At 52.3% G+C, this 14,941-nt stretch carries 13 protein-coding genes; 6 read left to right on the plus strand and 7 right to left on the minus strand.

What is annotated here, in order from left to right:
- Positions 1 to 94: 94 nt before the first annotated feature.
- From carB to BSPA111_RS08000, 4 genes are all read right to left on the minus strand, one after another.
- On the minus strand, positions 95 to 3,319 hold the full coding sequence (carB, locus tag BSPA111_RS07985) for a carbamoyl-phosphate synthase large subunit (RefSeq protein ID WP_183270635.1): 3,225 nt from the start codon (positions 3,317 to 3,319) through the stop codon (positions 95 to 97).
- A 15-nt stretch (positions 3,320 to 3,334) separates the two neighbouring features.
- Complete coding sequence (gene carA, locus BSPA111_RS07990) at positions 3,335 to 4,483, minus strand: glutamine-hydrolyzing carbamoyl-phosphate synthase small subunit (protein WP_183270636.1); 1,149 nt, start codon at positions 4,481 to 4,483, stop codon at positions 3,335 to 3,337.
- A gap of 467 nt (positions 4,484 to 4,950) precedes the next feature.
- Positions 4,951 to 5,772 carry a 4-hydroxy-tetrahydrodipicolinate reductase gene (dapB, locus tag BSPA111_RS07995; RefSeq protein WP_183270637.1) on the minus strand — a complete coding sequence of 274 codons (822 nt, stop codon included), beginning with the start codon at positions 5,770 to 5,772 and terminating at the stop codon, positions 4,951 to 4,953.
- Between the two features lie 215 nt (positions 5,773 to 5,987).
- The gene (locus tag BSPA111_RS08000; protein WP_183270638.1) at positions 5,988 to 6,998 is read right to left on the minus strand and encodes a LacI family DNA-binding transcriptional regulator; all 1,011 of its coding nucleotides are present in this window, start codon (positions 6,996 to 6,998) and stop codon (positions 5,988 to 5,990) included.
- Between the two features lie 198 nt (positions 6,999 to 7,196).
- Here BSPA111_RS08000 and BSPA111_RS08005 point away from each other — a divergent pair, with 198 nt between their 5' ends.
- The 5 genes from BSPA111_RS08005 to BSPA111_RS08025 are packed head-to-tail and all read left to right on the plus strand — an operon-like array spanning position 7,197 to position 11,504.
- Complete coding sequence (locus BSPA111_RS08005) at positions 7,197 to 8,945, plus strand: class I mannose-6-phosphate isomerase (protein WP_183270639.1); 1,749 nt, start codon at positions 7,197 to 7,199, stop codon at positions 8,943 to 8,945.
- A 2-nt stretch (positions 8,946 to 8,947) separates the two neighbouring features.
- Positions 8,948 to 9,376: a PTS sugar transporter subunit IIA gene (locus BSPA111_RS08010; protein ID WP_183270640.1), complete on the plus strand. Its 429-nt coding sequence runs from the start codon at positions 8,948 to 8,950 to the stop codon at positions 9,374 to 9,376.
- A gap of 9 nt (positions 9,377 to 9,385) precedes the next feature.
- Positions 9,386 to 9,880 (plus strand): PTS sugar transporter subunit IIB, encoded by a 495-nt coding sequence (locus tag BSPA111_RS08015; RefSeq protein ID WP_183270641.1) that lies wholly within the window; start codon positions 9,386 to 9,388, stop codon positions 9,878 to 9,880.
- An 11-nt stretch (positions 9,881 to 9,891) separates the two neighbouring features.
- Positions 9,892 to 10,689 carry a PTS sugar transporter subunit IIC gene (locus BSPA111_RS08020; RefSeq protein WP_183270642.1) on the plus strand — a complete coding sequence of 266 codons (798 nt, stop codon included), beginning with the start codon at positions 9,892 to 9,894 and terminating at the stop codon, positions 10,687 to 10,689.
- Complete coding sequence (locus BSPA111_RS08025; RefSeq protein ID WP_183270643.1) at positions 10,689 to 11,504, plus strand: PTS system mannose/fructose/sorbose family transporter subunit IID; 816 nt, start codon at positions 10,689 to 10,691, stop codon at positions 11,502 to 11,504. The genes BSPA111_RS08020 and BSPA111_RS08025 overlap by 1 nt, the downstream gene beginning before the upstream one ends.
- A 192-nt stretch (positions 11,505 to 11,696) precedes the next feature.
- Here BSPA111_RS08025 and BSPA111_RS08030 read toward each other — a convergent pair whose 3' ends face one another.
- From BSPA111_RS08030 to rihC, 3 genes are all read right to left on the minus strand, one after another.
- Entirely contained in the window at positions 11,697 to 12,479 is a 783-nt protein-coding gene (locus BSPA111_RS08030; protein WP_183270644.1) for a glucose-6-phosphate isomerase family protein, read from the minus strand.
- Positions 12,472 to 13,035 carry a glucose-6-phosphate isomerase family protein gene (locus BSPA111_RS08035; protein ID WP_183270645.1) on the minus strand — a complete coding sequence of 188 codons (564 nt, stop codon included), beginning with the start codon at positions 13,033 to 13,035 and terminating at the stop codon, positions 12,472 to 12,474. Before BSPA111_RS08035 ends, BSPA111_RS08030 begins: the two co-directional genes overlap by 8 nt.
- A 103-nt stretch (positions 13,036 to 13,138) precedes the next feature.
- Positions 13,139 to 14,056: a ribonucleoside hydrolase RihC gene (gene rihC, locus BSPA111_RS08040; protein WP_183270646.1), complete on the minus strand. Its 918-nt coding sequence runs from the start codon at positions 14,054 to 14,056 to the stop codon at positions 13,139 to 13,141.
- 97 nt (positions 14,057 to 14,153) lie between these two features.
- Here rihC and BSPA111_RS08045 point away from each other — a divergent pair, with 97 nt between their 5' ends.
- Entirely contained in the window at positions 14,154 to 14,885 is a 732-nt protein-coding gene (locus tag BSPA111_RS08045; protein WP_183270647.1) for a FadR/GntR family transcriptional regulator, read from the plus strand.
- Positions 14,886 to 14,941: the final 56 nt, after the last annotated feature.

The following is a 14,941-nucleotide window of genomic DNA, read 5'->3' on the forward strand; positions in this document are numbered from 1 at the left end:
GTAGTCGCTTAACGATATCCAGCCTACATGTGTGATCTACATAACAAAAAAAGGCCCACCGAAGTGAGCCTTATTAAACTGAACAACCCGAAGATTACTTAGTGATCTGCGCGTGCATTTCCTGAACTGAAATGACTTTTTCAGTCGCATCAGAGTTCAGCGCCATCGCGGTGGCAAAGCCGCCGTTCAGCGTGGTGTCGTAATGCACTTTATATTGCAGCGCACTGCGGCGGATGAGTTTGGAATCCTCAATCGCCTGACGACCAGCCGTGGTGTTGATGATGTAGGTATATTCGCCATTCTTGATACGGTCCTGAATGTGCGGACGGCCTTCATGCACCTTGTTCACCAGACGTGGGTTAATACCCGCTTCACCCAGCACAACCGCAGTGCCGTGAGTCGCGTCCAGCTCAAAGCCCTGTTTCAGCAGTTTGGCAGCAAGATCCACAACGCGTTTTTTGTCGCCTTCACGAACCGAGAGCAGCGCGCGGCCTGGTTTACGCATGGTGGACTGGCTACCCAGCATCGCTTTCGAGAAAGCTTCAGCAAAGGTGCGGCCCACGCCCATCACTTCACCGGTAGAGCGCATTTCTGGCCCTAACAGCGGGTCAACGCCCGGGAATTTGTTGAACGGCAGTACCACTTCTTTCACGGAGTAGTAAGGCGGGATGATTTCTTTGGTCATGCCCTGCTGAACCAGCGTTTGCCCAACCATCACGCGCGCGGCCACTTTCGCCAGCGCCATGCCGGTTGCTTTGGAAACAAACGGTACGGTACGCGCAGCACGCGGGTTCACTTCAATCAGGTAGACTTCGTTATCTTTCACCGCAAACTGCACGTTCATCAAACCGCGAACTTGCAGCTCGAAAGCCAGTTTCTGCACCTGTTGGCGCATCACGTCCTGGATTTCCTGGCTCAGTGTATAAGCTGGCAGAGAACATGCAGAGTCACCGGAGTGAACGCCAGCCTGTTCGATATGCTCCATGATGCCGCCAATCAGCACGGTTTCGCCGTCGCAGATGGCATCAACATCCACTTCTACCGCGTCGTCGAGGAAGCGGTCCAGCAACACTGGCGCGTCGTTAGACACGCTAACCGCAGTCTGGAAGTAACGACGTAAATCGACTTCGTCGTAAACGATTTCCATCGCGCGTCCACCCAGTACGTAGGATGGGCGAACCACCAGCGGATAACCAATCTGCGCGGCTTTTTCGACGGCCATTTCGATGGTAGTTACCGTGGCGTTGGCAGGCTGTTTCAGTTTCAGACGGTCAACAGCGTGCTGGAAACGTTCACGGTCTTCAGCACGGTCGATAGCGTCAGGGCTGGTGCCGATAATCGGTACGCCTGCGGCTTCCAGTTCACGCGCCAGTTTCAGCGGGGTCTGGCCGCCGTACTGCACGATAACGCCTTTAGGTTTCTCAACACGCACGATTTCCAGCACATCTTCGAAGGTCACTGGCTCGAAGTACAGACGGTCGGACGTGTCATAGTCGGTAGAAACGGTTTCTGGGTTGCAGTTAACCATGATGGTTTCATAACCATCTTCGCGCAGCGCCAGAGAGGCGTGTACGCAGCAGTAGTCAAACTCGATACCCTGGCCGATACGGTTCGGGCCACCGCCCAGTACCATGATTTTGTCACGGTCGTTGTTCGGGTTCGCTTCGCACTCATCTTCATAAGTGGAGTACATATACGCGGTGTCGGTTGAGAATTCCGCCGCACAAGTATCAACGCGCTTATAAACCGGGTGCAGCTTATATTGCTCACGCAGTTTACGGATTTCTGATTCACGAACGCCCGCCAGTTTAGCCAGACGCGCATCCGCAAAGCCTTTACGCTTGAGCATACGCAGGAAGTCATGGTCCAGGCCGGTGATACCGACTTCTTGCACTTTCTCTTCCAGACGCACCAGCTCTTCAATCTGTACCAGGAACCAGCGGTCAATATTGGTCAGGTTGAATACGCCATCGACTGACAGACCTGCACGGAATGCGTCGGCCACGTACCAGATACGCTCGGCACCGGCATCTTTCAGCTCGCGGCGGATTTTGGTCAGGGCTTCCGGGTCATCCAGATTCACTTTCGGGTCAAAACCGGTCGCGCCCACTTCAAGACCACGCAGTGCTTTTTGCAGTGATTCCTGTTGTGTGCGGCCAATCGCCATCACTTCACCGACAGATTTCATCTGCGTCGTCAGGCGGTCATTGGCACCGACGAATTTTTCGAAGTTAAAGCGTGGAATTTTAGTCACAACGTAGTCAATGGACGGTTCGAACGAAGCTGGCGTTTTGCCGCCAGTGATGTCGTTCATCAGTTCATCAAGGGTGTAACCGACAGCCAGTTTGGCCGCCACTTTAGCAATCGGGAAGCCGGTAGCTTTGGATGCCAGCGCTGAAGAGCGCGACACGCGCGGGTTCATCTCGATAACAATCAGACGGCCCGTTTTCGGGTTAACCGAGAACTGCACGTTAGAGCCACCCGTTTCCACGCCGATTTCACGCAGTACCGCCATCGAGGCGTTACGCATGATTTGGTACTCTTTGTCGGTCAGTGTTTGAGCCGGTGCCACGGTGATGGAGTCACCCGTGTGAATACCCATCGGGTCAAGGTTTTCGATAGAGCAAACGATGATGCAGTTGTCGTTTTTATCACGCACCACTTCCATCTCGTACTCTTTCCAACCGATCAGCGATTCGTCAATCAGCAGCTCTTTGGTTGGGGAAAGATCCAGACCACGCTCGCAGATTTCTTCGAACTCTTCACGGTTGTAAGCGATACCGCCGCCGGTGCCACCCATGGTGAATGAAGGACGGATGATGCACGGATAACCGACATCCGCAGCGACAGCCAGCGCTTCTTCCATGTTGTGAGCGATGCCGGAGCGCGCAGTATCAAGGCCAATTTTTTTCATTGCCACGTCGAAACGACGACGGTCTTCGGCTTTATCAATGGCGTCAGCGGTGGCACCAATCATGGTGACGCCAAACTCAGCCAGCACGCCCTGACGTTCCAGCTCCAACGCACAGTTCAGTGCAGTCTGGCCGCCCATGGTTGGCAGCACAGCATCCGGGCGTTCTTTCTCAATGATTTTGCGTACGACTTCCCAGTGAATCGGCTCGATGTAGGTCGCATCCGCCATTTCTGGGTCGGTCATGATTGTCGCCGGGTTGGAGTTCACCAGAACAACACGGTAACCCTCTTCACGCAGCGCTTTACACGCCTGAGCACCGGAATAGTCGAACTCACACGCCTGGCCGATAACAATTGGGCCTGCGCCGAGGATCAGGATGCTTTTTATATCTGTACGTTTTGGCATTTTCTTAGCTCCTGATTATTTCGCGGACTGACGGTAGTGCTTAATTAATTCGATAAAGTGGTCAAACAGCGGCGCCGCATCGTGCGGACCAGGGCTTGCTTCTGGGTGCCCCTGGAAGCTGAATGCTGCTTTATCTGTGCGATGAATACCTTGCAGAGTGCCATCGAACAATGACTTGTGGGTCACGCGCAGATTCGCTGGCAGCGTGGCTTCGTCTACCGCAAAACCGTGGTTCTGAGCGGTAATCATCACGCAATCACGGTCGAGGTCTTTAACCGGGTGGTTGCCACCGTGATGACCGAACTTCATCTTCACCGTTTTCGCGCCGCTCGCCAGAGCCAGCAACTGGTGGCCCAGACAAATACCGAACACCGGTACGTCGGTTTCGAGGAAAGATTTAATTGCGCTGATGGCGTAATCGCATGGTGCCGGGTCACCAGGACCATTAGACAGGAAGATGCCGTCTGGATTTAACTTCAGCACATCTTCAGCGGATGTTTGTGCCGGAACCACCGTCAGACGGCAGCCGCGGTCAACCAACATACGCAGAATGTTGCGTTTCACGCCGTAATCGTAAGCGACAACATGGAACGGCAAATCTTCTTCTTTAGCCGCTTCAGGCAATTCACCTTCCAGCGTCCAGCTCCCCTGCTGCCAGGCGTAAGATTCCTTCGTGGTCACTTCTTTCGCCAGATCCATACCGTTGAGGCCTGGGAATGCTTTCGCTTTTTCCAGCGCCAGTGCCGCGTCTAAGTTATCTCCGGCGATGATGCAGCCGTTCTGTGCACCTTTCTCGCGCAGAATACGGGTCAACTTACGGGTATCGATATCGGCGATGGCCACAATGTTATGGCGCTTGAGGTAGGAAGAAAGGTCTTCGGTATTGCGGTAGTTGCTGGCAATCAGTGGTAGGTCACGGATAACGAGGCCTTGCGCATGTACCTGGGAGGATTCTTCGTCAGCAGAATTGGTGCCAACATTGCCGATATGAGGATAAGTAAGAGTGACGATTTGGCGGGAATAGGAAGGATCAGTGAGGATTTCTTGATAACCGGTCATAGAAGTGTTGAAAACGACTTCCCCCACTGCCGACCCCGATGCCCCAATGGCCCGACCGTGGAATTGGGTTCCGTCTTCCAGAACCAATATTGCTGACTTAATCAAAACGCCCTCCAGGGAATAAACAGTCAATTTATTTGCATATTAATTCAAAACCATTTCCTGAATCAATGCAAAACAGCCTGTCATTTGGATTTTTGACAAACGGCGGCATTCTAGTGAGAGGCCGGGGAAAAGTCTACCATAAGCGCAACTTTTTATGTGTTTTTTGCCACTCTGAGTGGAAAAAGTGGAATTGACCGATGAAATCAACAACTAACTTATAGCGCGTAAACGGTTGCGGACCTGGATGAATAGGAAACTAACGATTTCGGGAGTGAAAAGTGGACCAAATGGTCAAAATTAATCATGAGATAGCAAAAACAGACAGGATAAACAAACTTAATGAGGGTTAGGAGATGAAAAATATGAAATACACTTATAAAATCACAAAATAAAAAGGGCAATAAAATATTGCCCCATCAATCAACACCTTATGATTGAAATAACCACATCACGATGGGTAATAAGATTTACAAACTATTCAAATCTAGCACGTCACGCATATCATAAAGACCACTTTTCACTGATTTCAGCCATGAAGCAGATCTAACTGCACCATTTGCAAAAGTCATGCGACTTGAAGCTTTATGCGTGATTTCAATGCGCTCGCCGATGTCCGCAAACATCGCCGTATGTTCACCAATAATGTCGCCCGCACGCACTGTTGCAAAACCAATAGTGCCTGGAACGCGCTCGCCTGTGTACCCTTCACGGGAGTAAACCGCACACTCTTTCAAATCTTTGTCCATCGCATGTGCAATGGCTTCACCCATCGCCAACGCGGTGCCTGACGGCGCGTCCACTTTGTGGCGATGATGGGCTTCGATGATCTCGATGTCGGTATAATCCCCCATCACTTTGGCCGCTTTTTCTAACAGCTTGAGCATCACGTTCACACCCACGCTAAAGTTTGCAGCAAAGACAATTGGAACGTCAGCTGAGGCATCCGTAATCGCCTGCTTGCCCGCATCATCAAAACCAGTAGTGCCAATAACCATCCCTTTACCGTGTTGGCGGCAAAAAGCCAGATGATTCAGTGTGCCTTCAGGACGAGTGAAATCGATAAACACATCGAAATCCTCCACGACCGCATCCAGGCTATCGCTGACAATGACACCTGTTTTGGCAACGCCTGCTAATTCACCAGCGTCACTTCCTACTAAGGATGAACCCGGACGCTCAAGCGCAGCCCCCAGTTTGACGCCATCCATCAGTATTGCGGCCTGAATCAATTGTCGCCCCATGCGACCACCCGCACCCGCGATTGCTACACGGACTTGTGACTCATCCATATTCACTCTCTTTTCTTTAATAAACATTCGTGTACCCAAATAACCCGATTGCAGCCTATGCACCAGCGTCTCGAAGTCTGTCGGGTATACTCAGGTTAACTAGCCCAAAGCAGCCCCGCCACTCGAAAACACCGATAATAAGAAATTAATGACAAACTGCTAAAGTTATCAGTAAAACCTATGGTTCACCTGATAATCAAAGGGTTTTAAGTCAGTCATTTTGCAAACCCGCACGACTCCCTTACCACCAGCGTAGGCGGGAGGATTATCCGTTTTGGCGGTTCGTCGTTGCCCTGAATTCGGCTATACAATAACTCCCCCGCTTTGCGTCCAATTTCTTTGGCCGCGACTGAAACCGTCGTCAGCGCAGGCTGTACCAGGGATGCTTCGGTGATGTCGTCGAATCCTATCAGCGCAAAATCCACACCCGGCTGGCGGCCCATTTTCCGTAGCGTCTGCATCACGCCCAGCGCCACAATATCCTGATAACAGACTGCCGCTGTGATTTCCGGATAACGGCTAAACAGCTCTTCAGCCACCCGCGCGCCGTCACTTTGGCTGGCGAGCGATGAAACAACCCATTCGCTTTTCGGTTGGATACGATGCTCCAGCAATTTACTGCTGTAGCCCCCAATACGCTGGGCGCGGCTAATGGAGTTTTCACTGCCGCCGATAAATGCGATATGACGATGGCCCAGACGCAGCAAATGCTGTGTCGCCAGTTGCGTACCCAAAAAGTTGTCAGTGCCGACGAAATCGAAATCAACGTCGTCCATGGGGCGCACCACCATAATCGCCGGGATGTTCCGCCGCTTCAGAGTTTCGAAAAACAGCGGCGGCGTCTCCCTTGCCGCGCACAACACCATTCCACAGGCGTTGTTACGCATCAGAGAATCGACAAACTTTTGCTGGCGCTCACCCGACTCCTCGCTATTAGCGAGAAACAGCAGCAAGTCGTGGCGCTCCATTTCCTGACTCAACCCGGCAGTCATTTCGCCATAAAACGGGTTGGTGATGTCGTGCAGTAATAATCCGACCTGGTTGCTGGTGCGATTACGTAGATTCGCAGCCGTCTGGTTGTAAACATAACCCAGATCGTCCAGGGCTTTGAGTACGCGACTTCGGGTGGCGTCAGATATTCGGCCTCGATTACGCAACACCATCGAAACGGTAGCGGTTGAAACTGCCGCCTGTTTTGCAACCTGGGCAAGGGTAACGGTGCTCATCGACACTCCTCACAATTAAGCATTTCCCAATAGATTAATCGAATAACCAAAAAATTACTCTCTGCCATGTGAAAGCCATCACAGATAACTCGGTTTTTCGCAATCCATTGCTAAAAGTGGTGGGTTAATCGCGTTTACCACACTGTTCAAAATGGGTTAATCGATTAATCTTAATCTATCAGAAACAGGGAGAATATTATGCATTCGGCATCATACGATAAGTATCCCGAAGTCAGGGTTTCAGGGTTTGACCACCAGGCATCGCAGGGCTGGTCAGCTATCAAACACATGCTCGATGAGCAACTCACACGCACCGAAAAAACCGTACTGGTGATTGACTGCTACCCCGGTGTTCAACTTGACGAGCTGCATTCACAGCTCATTACGCAGTTGCATCCTGATCTGGTTATCAACGCAGAATCAGCGCGGTTGAGTGAGCAACATCTGCATGACTTGCTGGCGTATAACCTGACCGATGACCGCGTCTTCGGCGTGCTTTCCTGCCACGAATTAACAGAGTTTTTTTGCCCTGAGAAACTGGCTCACGCGCAGCAGCAAGTTGCTGAAGTCAACAACGGCCTGGTCGTGATTTACGGCCCCGGGGCTGCATTGATTCACCAGGGTGACATGCTGGTCTATGCAGACCTTGCGCGCTGGGAAATCCAGCAGCGTTTTCGTCGGGGTGAATTGGGCAACTGGGGTGTAGATAATTGTGATGAAGATATTCTGCGCCGCTATAAACGTGCCTTTTTCATTGAGTGGCGCGTGTTTGACCGCCATAAAACCCCGCTGCTAAAACGGGCAGATTTCCTGCTCGATACCAACAACCCTGAACAACCCGCCATGGTCAGTGGTGAAGCGCTACGCCACGGCCTGCAACAAACCACGCAACAACCTTTCCGCGTGGTGCCATTCTTCGACCCGGGTGTCTGGGGCGGCCAATGGATGAAAGACAAATTCAATCTCGATCCCTCAAAGCCAAATTACGCATGGTGTTTTGACTGTGTGCCCGAGGAGAACAGCCTGTTACTGCGTTTTGGTGATGTGCGGATCGAGATCCCCTCTCAGGATCTGGTGTTGCTCTACCCTCGCCCGTTGCTTGGTGAGCGCGTTCATGCCCGATTTGGTGCGGAATTCCCGATCCGTTTCGATTTCCTCGATACCATCGGCGGGCAGAATTTAAGTTTCCAGGTTCATCCGATAACGGAGTACATCCAGCAGCATTTCGGGATGCACTACACGCAGGATGAAAGCTACTACCTGCTGGAAGCGGAACCGGGTGCGGAAGTTTACCTCGGAACCAAAACGGGAATCGATCCGCAAGAAATGCTCGACTCACTCGCGGCCGCACAACGCGGAGAAAAGGCGTTTGATGATGAGAAGTTTGTAAACCGTTTCCCGGCCCGTAAACACGATCATTTCCTGATCCCTGCGGGCACCGTTCACTGCTCTGGATCTGGCGCGATGGTGCTGGAAATCAGCGCCACGCCGTACATTTTCACCTTTAAATTATGGGACTGGGGCCGGTTAGGTCTTGATGGTCTGCCGCGTCCAGTACATCTGGAACATGGCGCACAAGTCATTGACTGGCAACGTGATACCCAATGGGTGACCGAGCACCTGGTGAACCATTTCGAGCCGATTGCCGAAGGCGACGGCTGGCGCGAAGAACGTACCGGTCTGCATGAACGGGAGTTTATTGAAACACGTCGCCACTGGTTTACGCAGCCCGTAACGCACCATACCAACGGCGGGGTCAACGTGCTGAACCTGGTAGAAGGTGACGAAGCGCTGGTTGAAAGCCCAAGCGGCGCATTCGAACCGTTTGTCGTGCACTACGCCGAAACCTTCATCATTCCCGCAGCCGTTGGGGAATACCGCATTTCACCGTACGGTCACGGTGCTCATCAACAACTCGCCACCATGAAAGCCTGGGTAAGGGGATAAAAATGATTAATGTGATTCTGGCAACACACGGCTCACTGGCAGAGGCGCTTCTCACCAGTTCGCGCATGGTATACGGCGAATTACCGCATGTTTTCCCCGTCATGCTCACGGAAAACAAAGGCATCAATAGTTTTGCTGATGAGTTTGCCGCTGTTTTGAAAGAGGCAAGTAAAGGAGCCGATGGCGTGTTGGTGCTATGCGATTTGCAAAGCGGTACGCCGTGGAACATCGCCTGTCATCACGCGTTTGACCCACAAACACAGCCGCCAATCGCGGTTCTCGGTGGGGTGAATTTCCCCATGTTGCTGCTGAGTGATGAAATAAAAGATCTGCAAGATGTTGAGCACGCTGCCGCGCAACTGCTGGAGCAAACGCAAGAAACGCTGGTACAGGCTCGTCTGGCTGAAGCTGCGCAATCGGATGATTTCTAAGGAGGCACGATGAGTATTTCATTTGTACGTATCGATGATCGGGTGATCCACGGCCAGTTAGTGACTCGCTGGGCAAAAGAGCTGCCGTGCCAGGGGATCATCGCGATTGACGATGCCGTCGCCGCGGATCCTCTGCTTTCTTCGGTCATGAAAGGTGCGGTTCAGGACATCAAAGTTTGGCTGTTTGATACCGCAACGGCGATTGAAAAACTGCCCAAGATCATCGCCAGCGAAAAGCACTATTTCGTGATTGGCAAATCCCCGGTCACGCTAAAACGCATCGAAGAAGCGGGGATTAGCCTGCAAAACAGCAATAAAAAAATCAACGTTGGCCCGATGAGCGCACGTGCCACCACCACAACCATTGGCCCTAATCAGTCTGTAAACCCGGAAGAGATAGCCGCGTTCGACTACCTCTCAAGCCGCGGGCACCAGATTGAATTTCGTCTGGTTCCCGATGCCAGCTGCTACAGCTGGCAGGACGCTCGCCAAAAACTCAAATAAAGGAGTGCATTATGGCTTTTGAAGCGGCTTTGATCGGCATTCTCTGTTACCTCGGTGCGTTAAGTAGCCCATGGCTGCTGGGGCTTACTGGTGGCTGGTATTTGATTACTCGCCCATTGGTTTCAGGAATGTTGGTAGGATTTATTCTCGGCGATGTTCAAACCGGGATTATCATTGGTGTGGCGGTTCAGGCTGTGTACATCGCGATGGTAACCCCCGGTGGATCTATGCCTGCCGATCTGAACTTTGTGGCTTTCCCGGCAATCGCGCTGGGTATTCTTTCCAATAAAGGCCCGGAAGTCGCCGTGGCGTTAGCCGCCACCATCGGTATTGCAGGGACTGTGTTGTTCAACGCCATGATGGTACTGAACTCGTGGTGGAACCACCGCGCAGACGTTGCACTTGAGAAAGGCGACGAACGCGGTGTGTACCTCAACAGCGCCATCTGGCCACAAGCCACCAATTTTGTGATGCGCTTTGTGCCGACGTTTATTGCCGTCTATTTTGGCGCGCAGTATATCAATGCCTTTATGGACAGCCTGCCGCATATCGTCCTTTCCACGATGAACGTGCTGGGTGGCATTCTGCCAGCGGTCGGGATCGCGATTCTTCTCAAACAAATCATCAAAAATTACAGCATGTTGATTTACTTCCTGGTGGGGTTTATCTGCATCGTTTTCCTGAAATTAAACATGGTGGCGCTGGTGATTGTCGGGGCGCTGCTGGCGTTAATTCACTACAACTACAAACCCGAGCCGCAGGCTGAACGTGTAGCCTCAAGCGCCACTGATGATGAGGATGAATTCTGATGGAAGAACGTAAACTCACTCGCCAGGATTTACGCCGCTGCTGGCGTAGCTGGATGATGTACAACCTCTCGTCCATGAGCTTTGAGCGCCTTGAGTCATTCGGTTTTTGTTTGAGCATGCTGCCGGTGGCGAAAAAACTCTATCCCGATGAGGAACAACGTAAGGAGATGCTCAAGCGCCACGCGTCGTTTTATAACACCGAGCCACAGTTGGGTGCGATCGTGAACGGCATGGTGCTGGGACTGGAAGAAAAGCGCGCCAATGGTGAACCGATTGACGGCGAAACTATCAACACCCTGAAAGTGGGATTGATGGGACCGGTGGCAGGCATTGGTGATTCGATGATCCCCGGCATGTTGATCCCGATTCTACTCAGTATCGGTATGGCGCTTGCGGCAGGCGGGAATATCCTCGGACCGCTGTTTTATTGCGTTGCCTGGCTTGCGATTATTATTCCCGGATCGTGGTTCCTGTTCCTGAAAGGTTACCGCATGGGTTCAACGTCTGTTGAAATGCTGGTGAGCAGCAAATCAACGCGCCTGCGGGAAGCGCTATCGTTACTCGGCGTGTTCGTGATGGGCGGCGTGGCGGCAAGTTATGTGAAGCTGGGGACCGGGCTTGAGTTTGTCACCAAAGATGGCGTGAATATTCATGTGCAGCAGATGCTGGATGGAATTTTCCCGAATTTGTTACCGTTGCTGGTTGTGATTGGCACCTGGTATTTGATGGCTAAACGCGGTGTTTCGCCGGTGAAAGCGATGTTGTTATTGCTGGTGCTGGCCGCGGCGGGTGTGGCAGTTGGGTTGTTTAGTTGATTGTAGTGTTAATTTCCCCCTCACCCCGACCCTCTCCCCCAGGAGAGGGGGAAAACATACTCGATCAGTCCCCTCTCCCTCAGGAGAGGGGGAAAACATACTCGATCAGTCCCCTCTCCCTCAGGAGAGGGGGAAAAACATACTCGATCAGTCCCCTCTCCCTCAGGGAGAGGGTTAGGGTGAGGGTGGTTTTTAAGGATGAAAATTCACCCACTTCTGACTCACCATCCCCGGCTTAGAAATAAACTGAAACCGCGCCGGATCGTCTATAAACTGCTGATATAACGGCTCATCTGTAATACCAAACTCGGTATAACAACGCGGCGACGTCACCTGTAAGCGCCCCGGCATGTAATGGCGATTATGCTGCCAGGCAATATGTTCATCCTGCAACAACGGATACCACGCCAACCCTTTGTAAGCGCGAACCGCCTCGTATTCAAAACCGTATTCTCTGTCGCACCAGGCACCAAACGTCAGCGGTTCATCCGGCGAAGCTGAAATCGTGGCGTGCGCCCAACCCGGCGGCACCAGCACTTTCTCACCAGGGCCTGCGAGAACGGCAAAACAGCGCCCCGGATCGTCAGCAACATATTCCTGCATATAGATGATCGCTTTACCCTGCCAGATTTCATACAGCTCAGGCGGGGACCAACCGCTATGGCTGCTGATGCGGTGAATATGCCCCTGGCTGCGTATGGGCTCATCACCCAAACGCCCGGAGGCGTACGTCACCACGCCAAACAGCAACATTCTTTTTTTGAGTTCTTCCCGATCCTGTAAACGTGCCACATCCATAACAATGGCATAAACATCTTCCGGCCCATCACAGTGCGGATCGCGTAACGAAGCGCGGATGCTTTCAAGTTTGCGGATCTCCGGCAACGGACCAATCACTTCTTCCCCGTAGCTAAAGCCCATTGGCTGGTGATGCACTTGCATATCCAGCCCGAAGTGAAGGCGCGACTCAGCCATTTTGCACCTCTTTTGCCTGGATTTTTCCATCCTGCAAAACCACGCGCGCTGCAAAACCCTGCGCCAGCGAGCCGTAATCGTGGCCCGCAATGCTCGGCCAAACAGCCAGTGCTGAGAGCACTTCGCTGCCGGTATTGATCAGCCGATGCGCGGTATCCCCTGGAATAATATGCACCGAACCCGGTGAAACGTGCTCCAGCCACGCTTTGCGATGCTCGTTTTGCAGCAGCAGCAAGCCACTTCCCCGGATCCCGAAGTACACCTCCCCCTGCTCGCGGCGCTGATGGAAATGCCCGCGAGTCATATGGAATTCGTTGCCCACGCGGCCCGGATGCAGATGCGTCATGCCAACATACAACTCACCTTCCCCTTGCAGGGAATTGAGCATTTCGACTTCATAAATCGGAGTATCGGATGGAATAGCCTGCCAGGCGGCGATATCGTGAAACACGCCGCTCAAATCACCGCTGCGGGTGACTTTTTTAATCACATTTTCAGCCGTGAATTGGCCTGTAAGGAACGCCACGCTCGGTGGTTTATTGAAGGTAATACTCATCGTTTTTCTCCGGCCCAAGGAGAACTGCTGAATCAGCATAGCAAGGTTAATCGATTAACCGAATAGTTGGACCGGAGAAAGTCGATCTGCGTCGCGTTAAATATTACGGGGCCAGCGCCAGCACCTCTGCCACCCATGCCCGGAAACCTGCAACGTCTAAATCCATTGCTACCTGTGCATTGGGCTGTCGTTCTAACCGGCCTTCGAGATCGACAACCGTGGTTCCCGCCGTAAACTCGCCGTGGGTTTCCACCGCCACAAAACATGATTCCATGCGGAAAAGTTCAGGTTTTACCAACCAGGCGATAGCGCAGAGATCATGCATTCTCAGACCCGTAGACATACTTCCGCTGCGATAGTGGCTGAACAGCGCGTGCAGCATTTTCCCGGTTTGATTCAGTTCGGGAAGTGTTGCCAGATATTCTGGGCTAAGCATCGCCTGATTGGTCACATCGAGGCCGCACATCACGATCTCCAACCCGCTTTCAAACACGCGCGCACCCGCTTCAGGGTCGATAGCCATATTGAATTCAGCGTTCGGTGTGAAATTACCGCGGCCCGCCGATCCGCCCATAATCACCAGACGTTTGATCTTCGGTTTGCACTCTGGGTACTGAGTGAGCAACAAAGCGATGTTGGTCAACGGGCCAATCGCCACCAGCGTGACGGGCTCAGCGCTTGCACATAAGCACTCGAAAATGGCCTGAAAAGCAGGTTTATCCAGCACCTTCCGCTGATGTTCAACGAACGCATAACCTTCCATACCGGACTCGCCATGAACATTAGCGGCGTCACGCAGTTTACGCACCAGCGGGGTTGCGGCACCTTGTGCAACCGGAATATTCTTCTGCCAGAAGTGCATTAATTGCAGAGCATTGCGCGTTGTTTTCTCAACGCTGACGTTGCCTGCGACTGTCGTCAGAAGTTTTAAATCCAGCTGAGGGGAAAAAATCGCGGCGGCTATCGCGACGGCATCATCAATGCCAGGGTCGGTATCGAGAATGATTGAAGTTTTGTCCATAAATCGCGCTCTTCTCTTTTAAGCATATTAGGTACATAGGTGGCGATTAGCTTACTATGTAGCTCGCTTCTATTTTTTGGTCTGGTCGAGAAAAACGATGAAAACCCCACAGGCAAGCATTTCAGAATCCGTCACTCAACATCTTGCGCGACGAATTATGCACGGCGATCTCGCGCCGGGGCTTTCACTGCCTGGTGAGAACGAACTGGCCGTCGAATATGAAGTCTCACGCACTTCCGTGCGCAATGCGCTCCAGGTTCTTGCGGCAAAAGGACTTATCTCTATTCAGGCCAAAAAACGCAGCACAGTGAACAGTCGCGAGCAGTGGAGCCTGCTGGATATCGACGTACTGGGCTGGCTGGCTGAAGGCGAACTTGACCTGAAACTGGTTGAGCAACTGATCGTGACGCGTCTGATTTTCGAGCCAAACGTGGCAACGCTTGCGGCACTCAATGCCAACGGTCACGATCTGGCAGCAATGGAAGATGCACTCTTACTGATGCGTAAAGGCCAGCTTGAAGCACAAAAATCCTTGTTTGAAGAAGGCGATATGGCGTTTCACCATGCCTTATTACGCGCCACGCATAACCCCTTTCTTTTAGCACTCGGAAATGCACTTTCCGCAGCCATGGCGCTCTCCTTCCGGCAAACGCTTGAAAAAGACGTACGCCAGACGAAAGCTGCCGTCGATGAACACTACCTGCTGTTTGATGCCATACGCCTTAAACAAATCGATAATGCTCGCCTACAAATGCGCAATATTCTGCTCAATGCCGCCAAAAAACGGATCTGGCAAGATCGGCCGGAAATGTTCGACCACATAATTTGATCCTCAACTGATGTAATTTCGATCTCCCTCACACTTCGTGGCGTTTTTTTGTTCTA

This window comes from Buttiauxella sp. A111, from assembly GCF_014189855.1.
Classification (GTDB): domain Bacteria; phylum Pseudomonadota; class Gammaproteobacteria; order Enterobacterales; family Enterobacteriaceae; genus Buttiauxella; species Buttiauxella selenatireducens.

Excerpts from the sequence above, each read along its gene's own strand:
- BSPA111_RS08010 (WP_183270640.1), top strand. The coding sequence starts at position 8,948 with ATGATTAATGTGATTCTGGCAACACACGGCTCACTGGCAGAGGCGCTT.
- BSPA111_RS08005 (WP_183270639.1), top strand. The coding sequence starts at position 7,197 with ATGCATTCGGCATCATACGATAAGTATCCCGAAGTCAGGGTTTCAGGG.
- BSPA111_RS08000 (WP_183270638.1), bottom strand. The coding sequence starts at position 6,998 with ATGAGCACCGTTACCCTTGCCCAGGTTGCAAAACAGGCGGCAGTTTCA.
- BSPA111_RS08030 (WP_183270644.1), bottom strand. The coding sequence starts at position 12,479 with ATGGCTGAGTCGCGCCTTCACTTCGGGCTGGATATGCAAGTGCATCAC.
- BSPA111_RS08045 (WP_183270647.1), top strand. The coding sequence starts at position 14,154 with ATGAAAACCCCACAGGCAAGCATTTCAGAATCCGTCACTCAACATCTT.
- carB (WP_183270635.1), bottom strand. The coding sequence starts at position 3,319 with ATGCCAAAACGTACAGATATAAAAAGCATCCTGATCCTCGGCGCAGGC.
- BSPA111_RS08020 (WP_183270642.1), top strand. The coding sequence starts at position 9,892 with ATGGCTTTTGAAGCGGCTTTGATCGGCATTCTCTGTTACCTCGGTGCG.
- BSPA111_RS08035 (WP_183270645.1), bottom strand. The coding sequence starts at position 13,035 with ATGAGTATTACCTTCAATAAACCACCGAGCGTGGCGTTCCTTACAGGC.
- rihC (WP_183270646.1), bottom strand. The coding sequence starts at position 14,056 with ATGGACAAAACTTCAATCATTCTCGATACCGACCCTGGCATTGATGAT.
- BSPA111_RS08015 (WP_183270641.1), top strand. The coding sequence starts at position 9,386 with ATGAGTATTTCATTTGTACGTATCGATGATCGGGTGATCCACGGCCAG.
- BSPA111_RS08025 (WP_183270643.1), top strand. The coding sequence starts at position 10,689 with ATGGAAGAACGTAAACTCACTCGCCAGGATTTACGCCGCTGCTGGCGT.
- dapB (WP_183270637.1), bottom strand. The coding sequence starts at position 5,772 with ATGGATGAGTCACAAGTCCGTGTAGCAATCGCGGGTGCGGGTGGTCGC.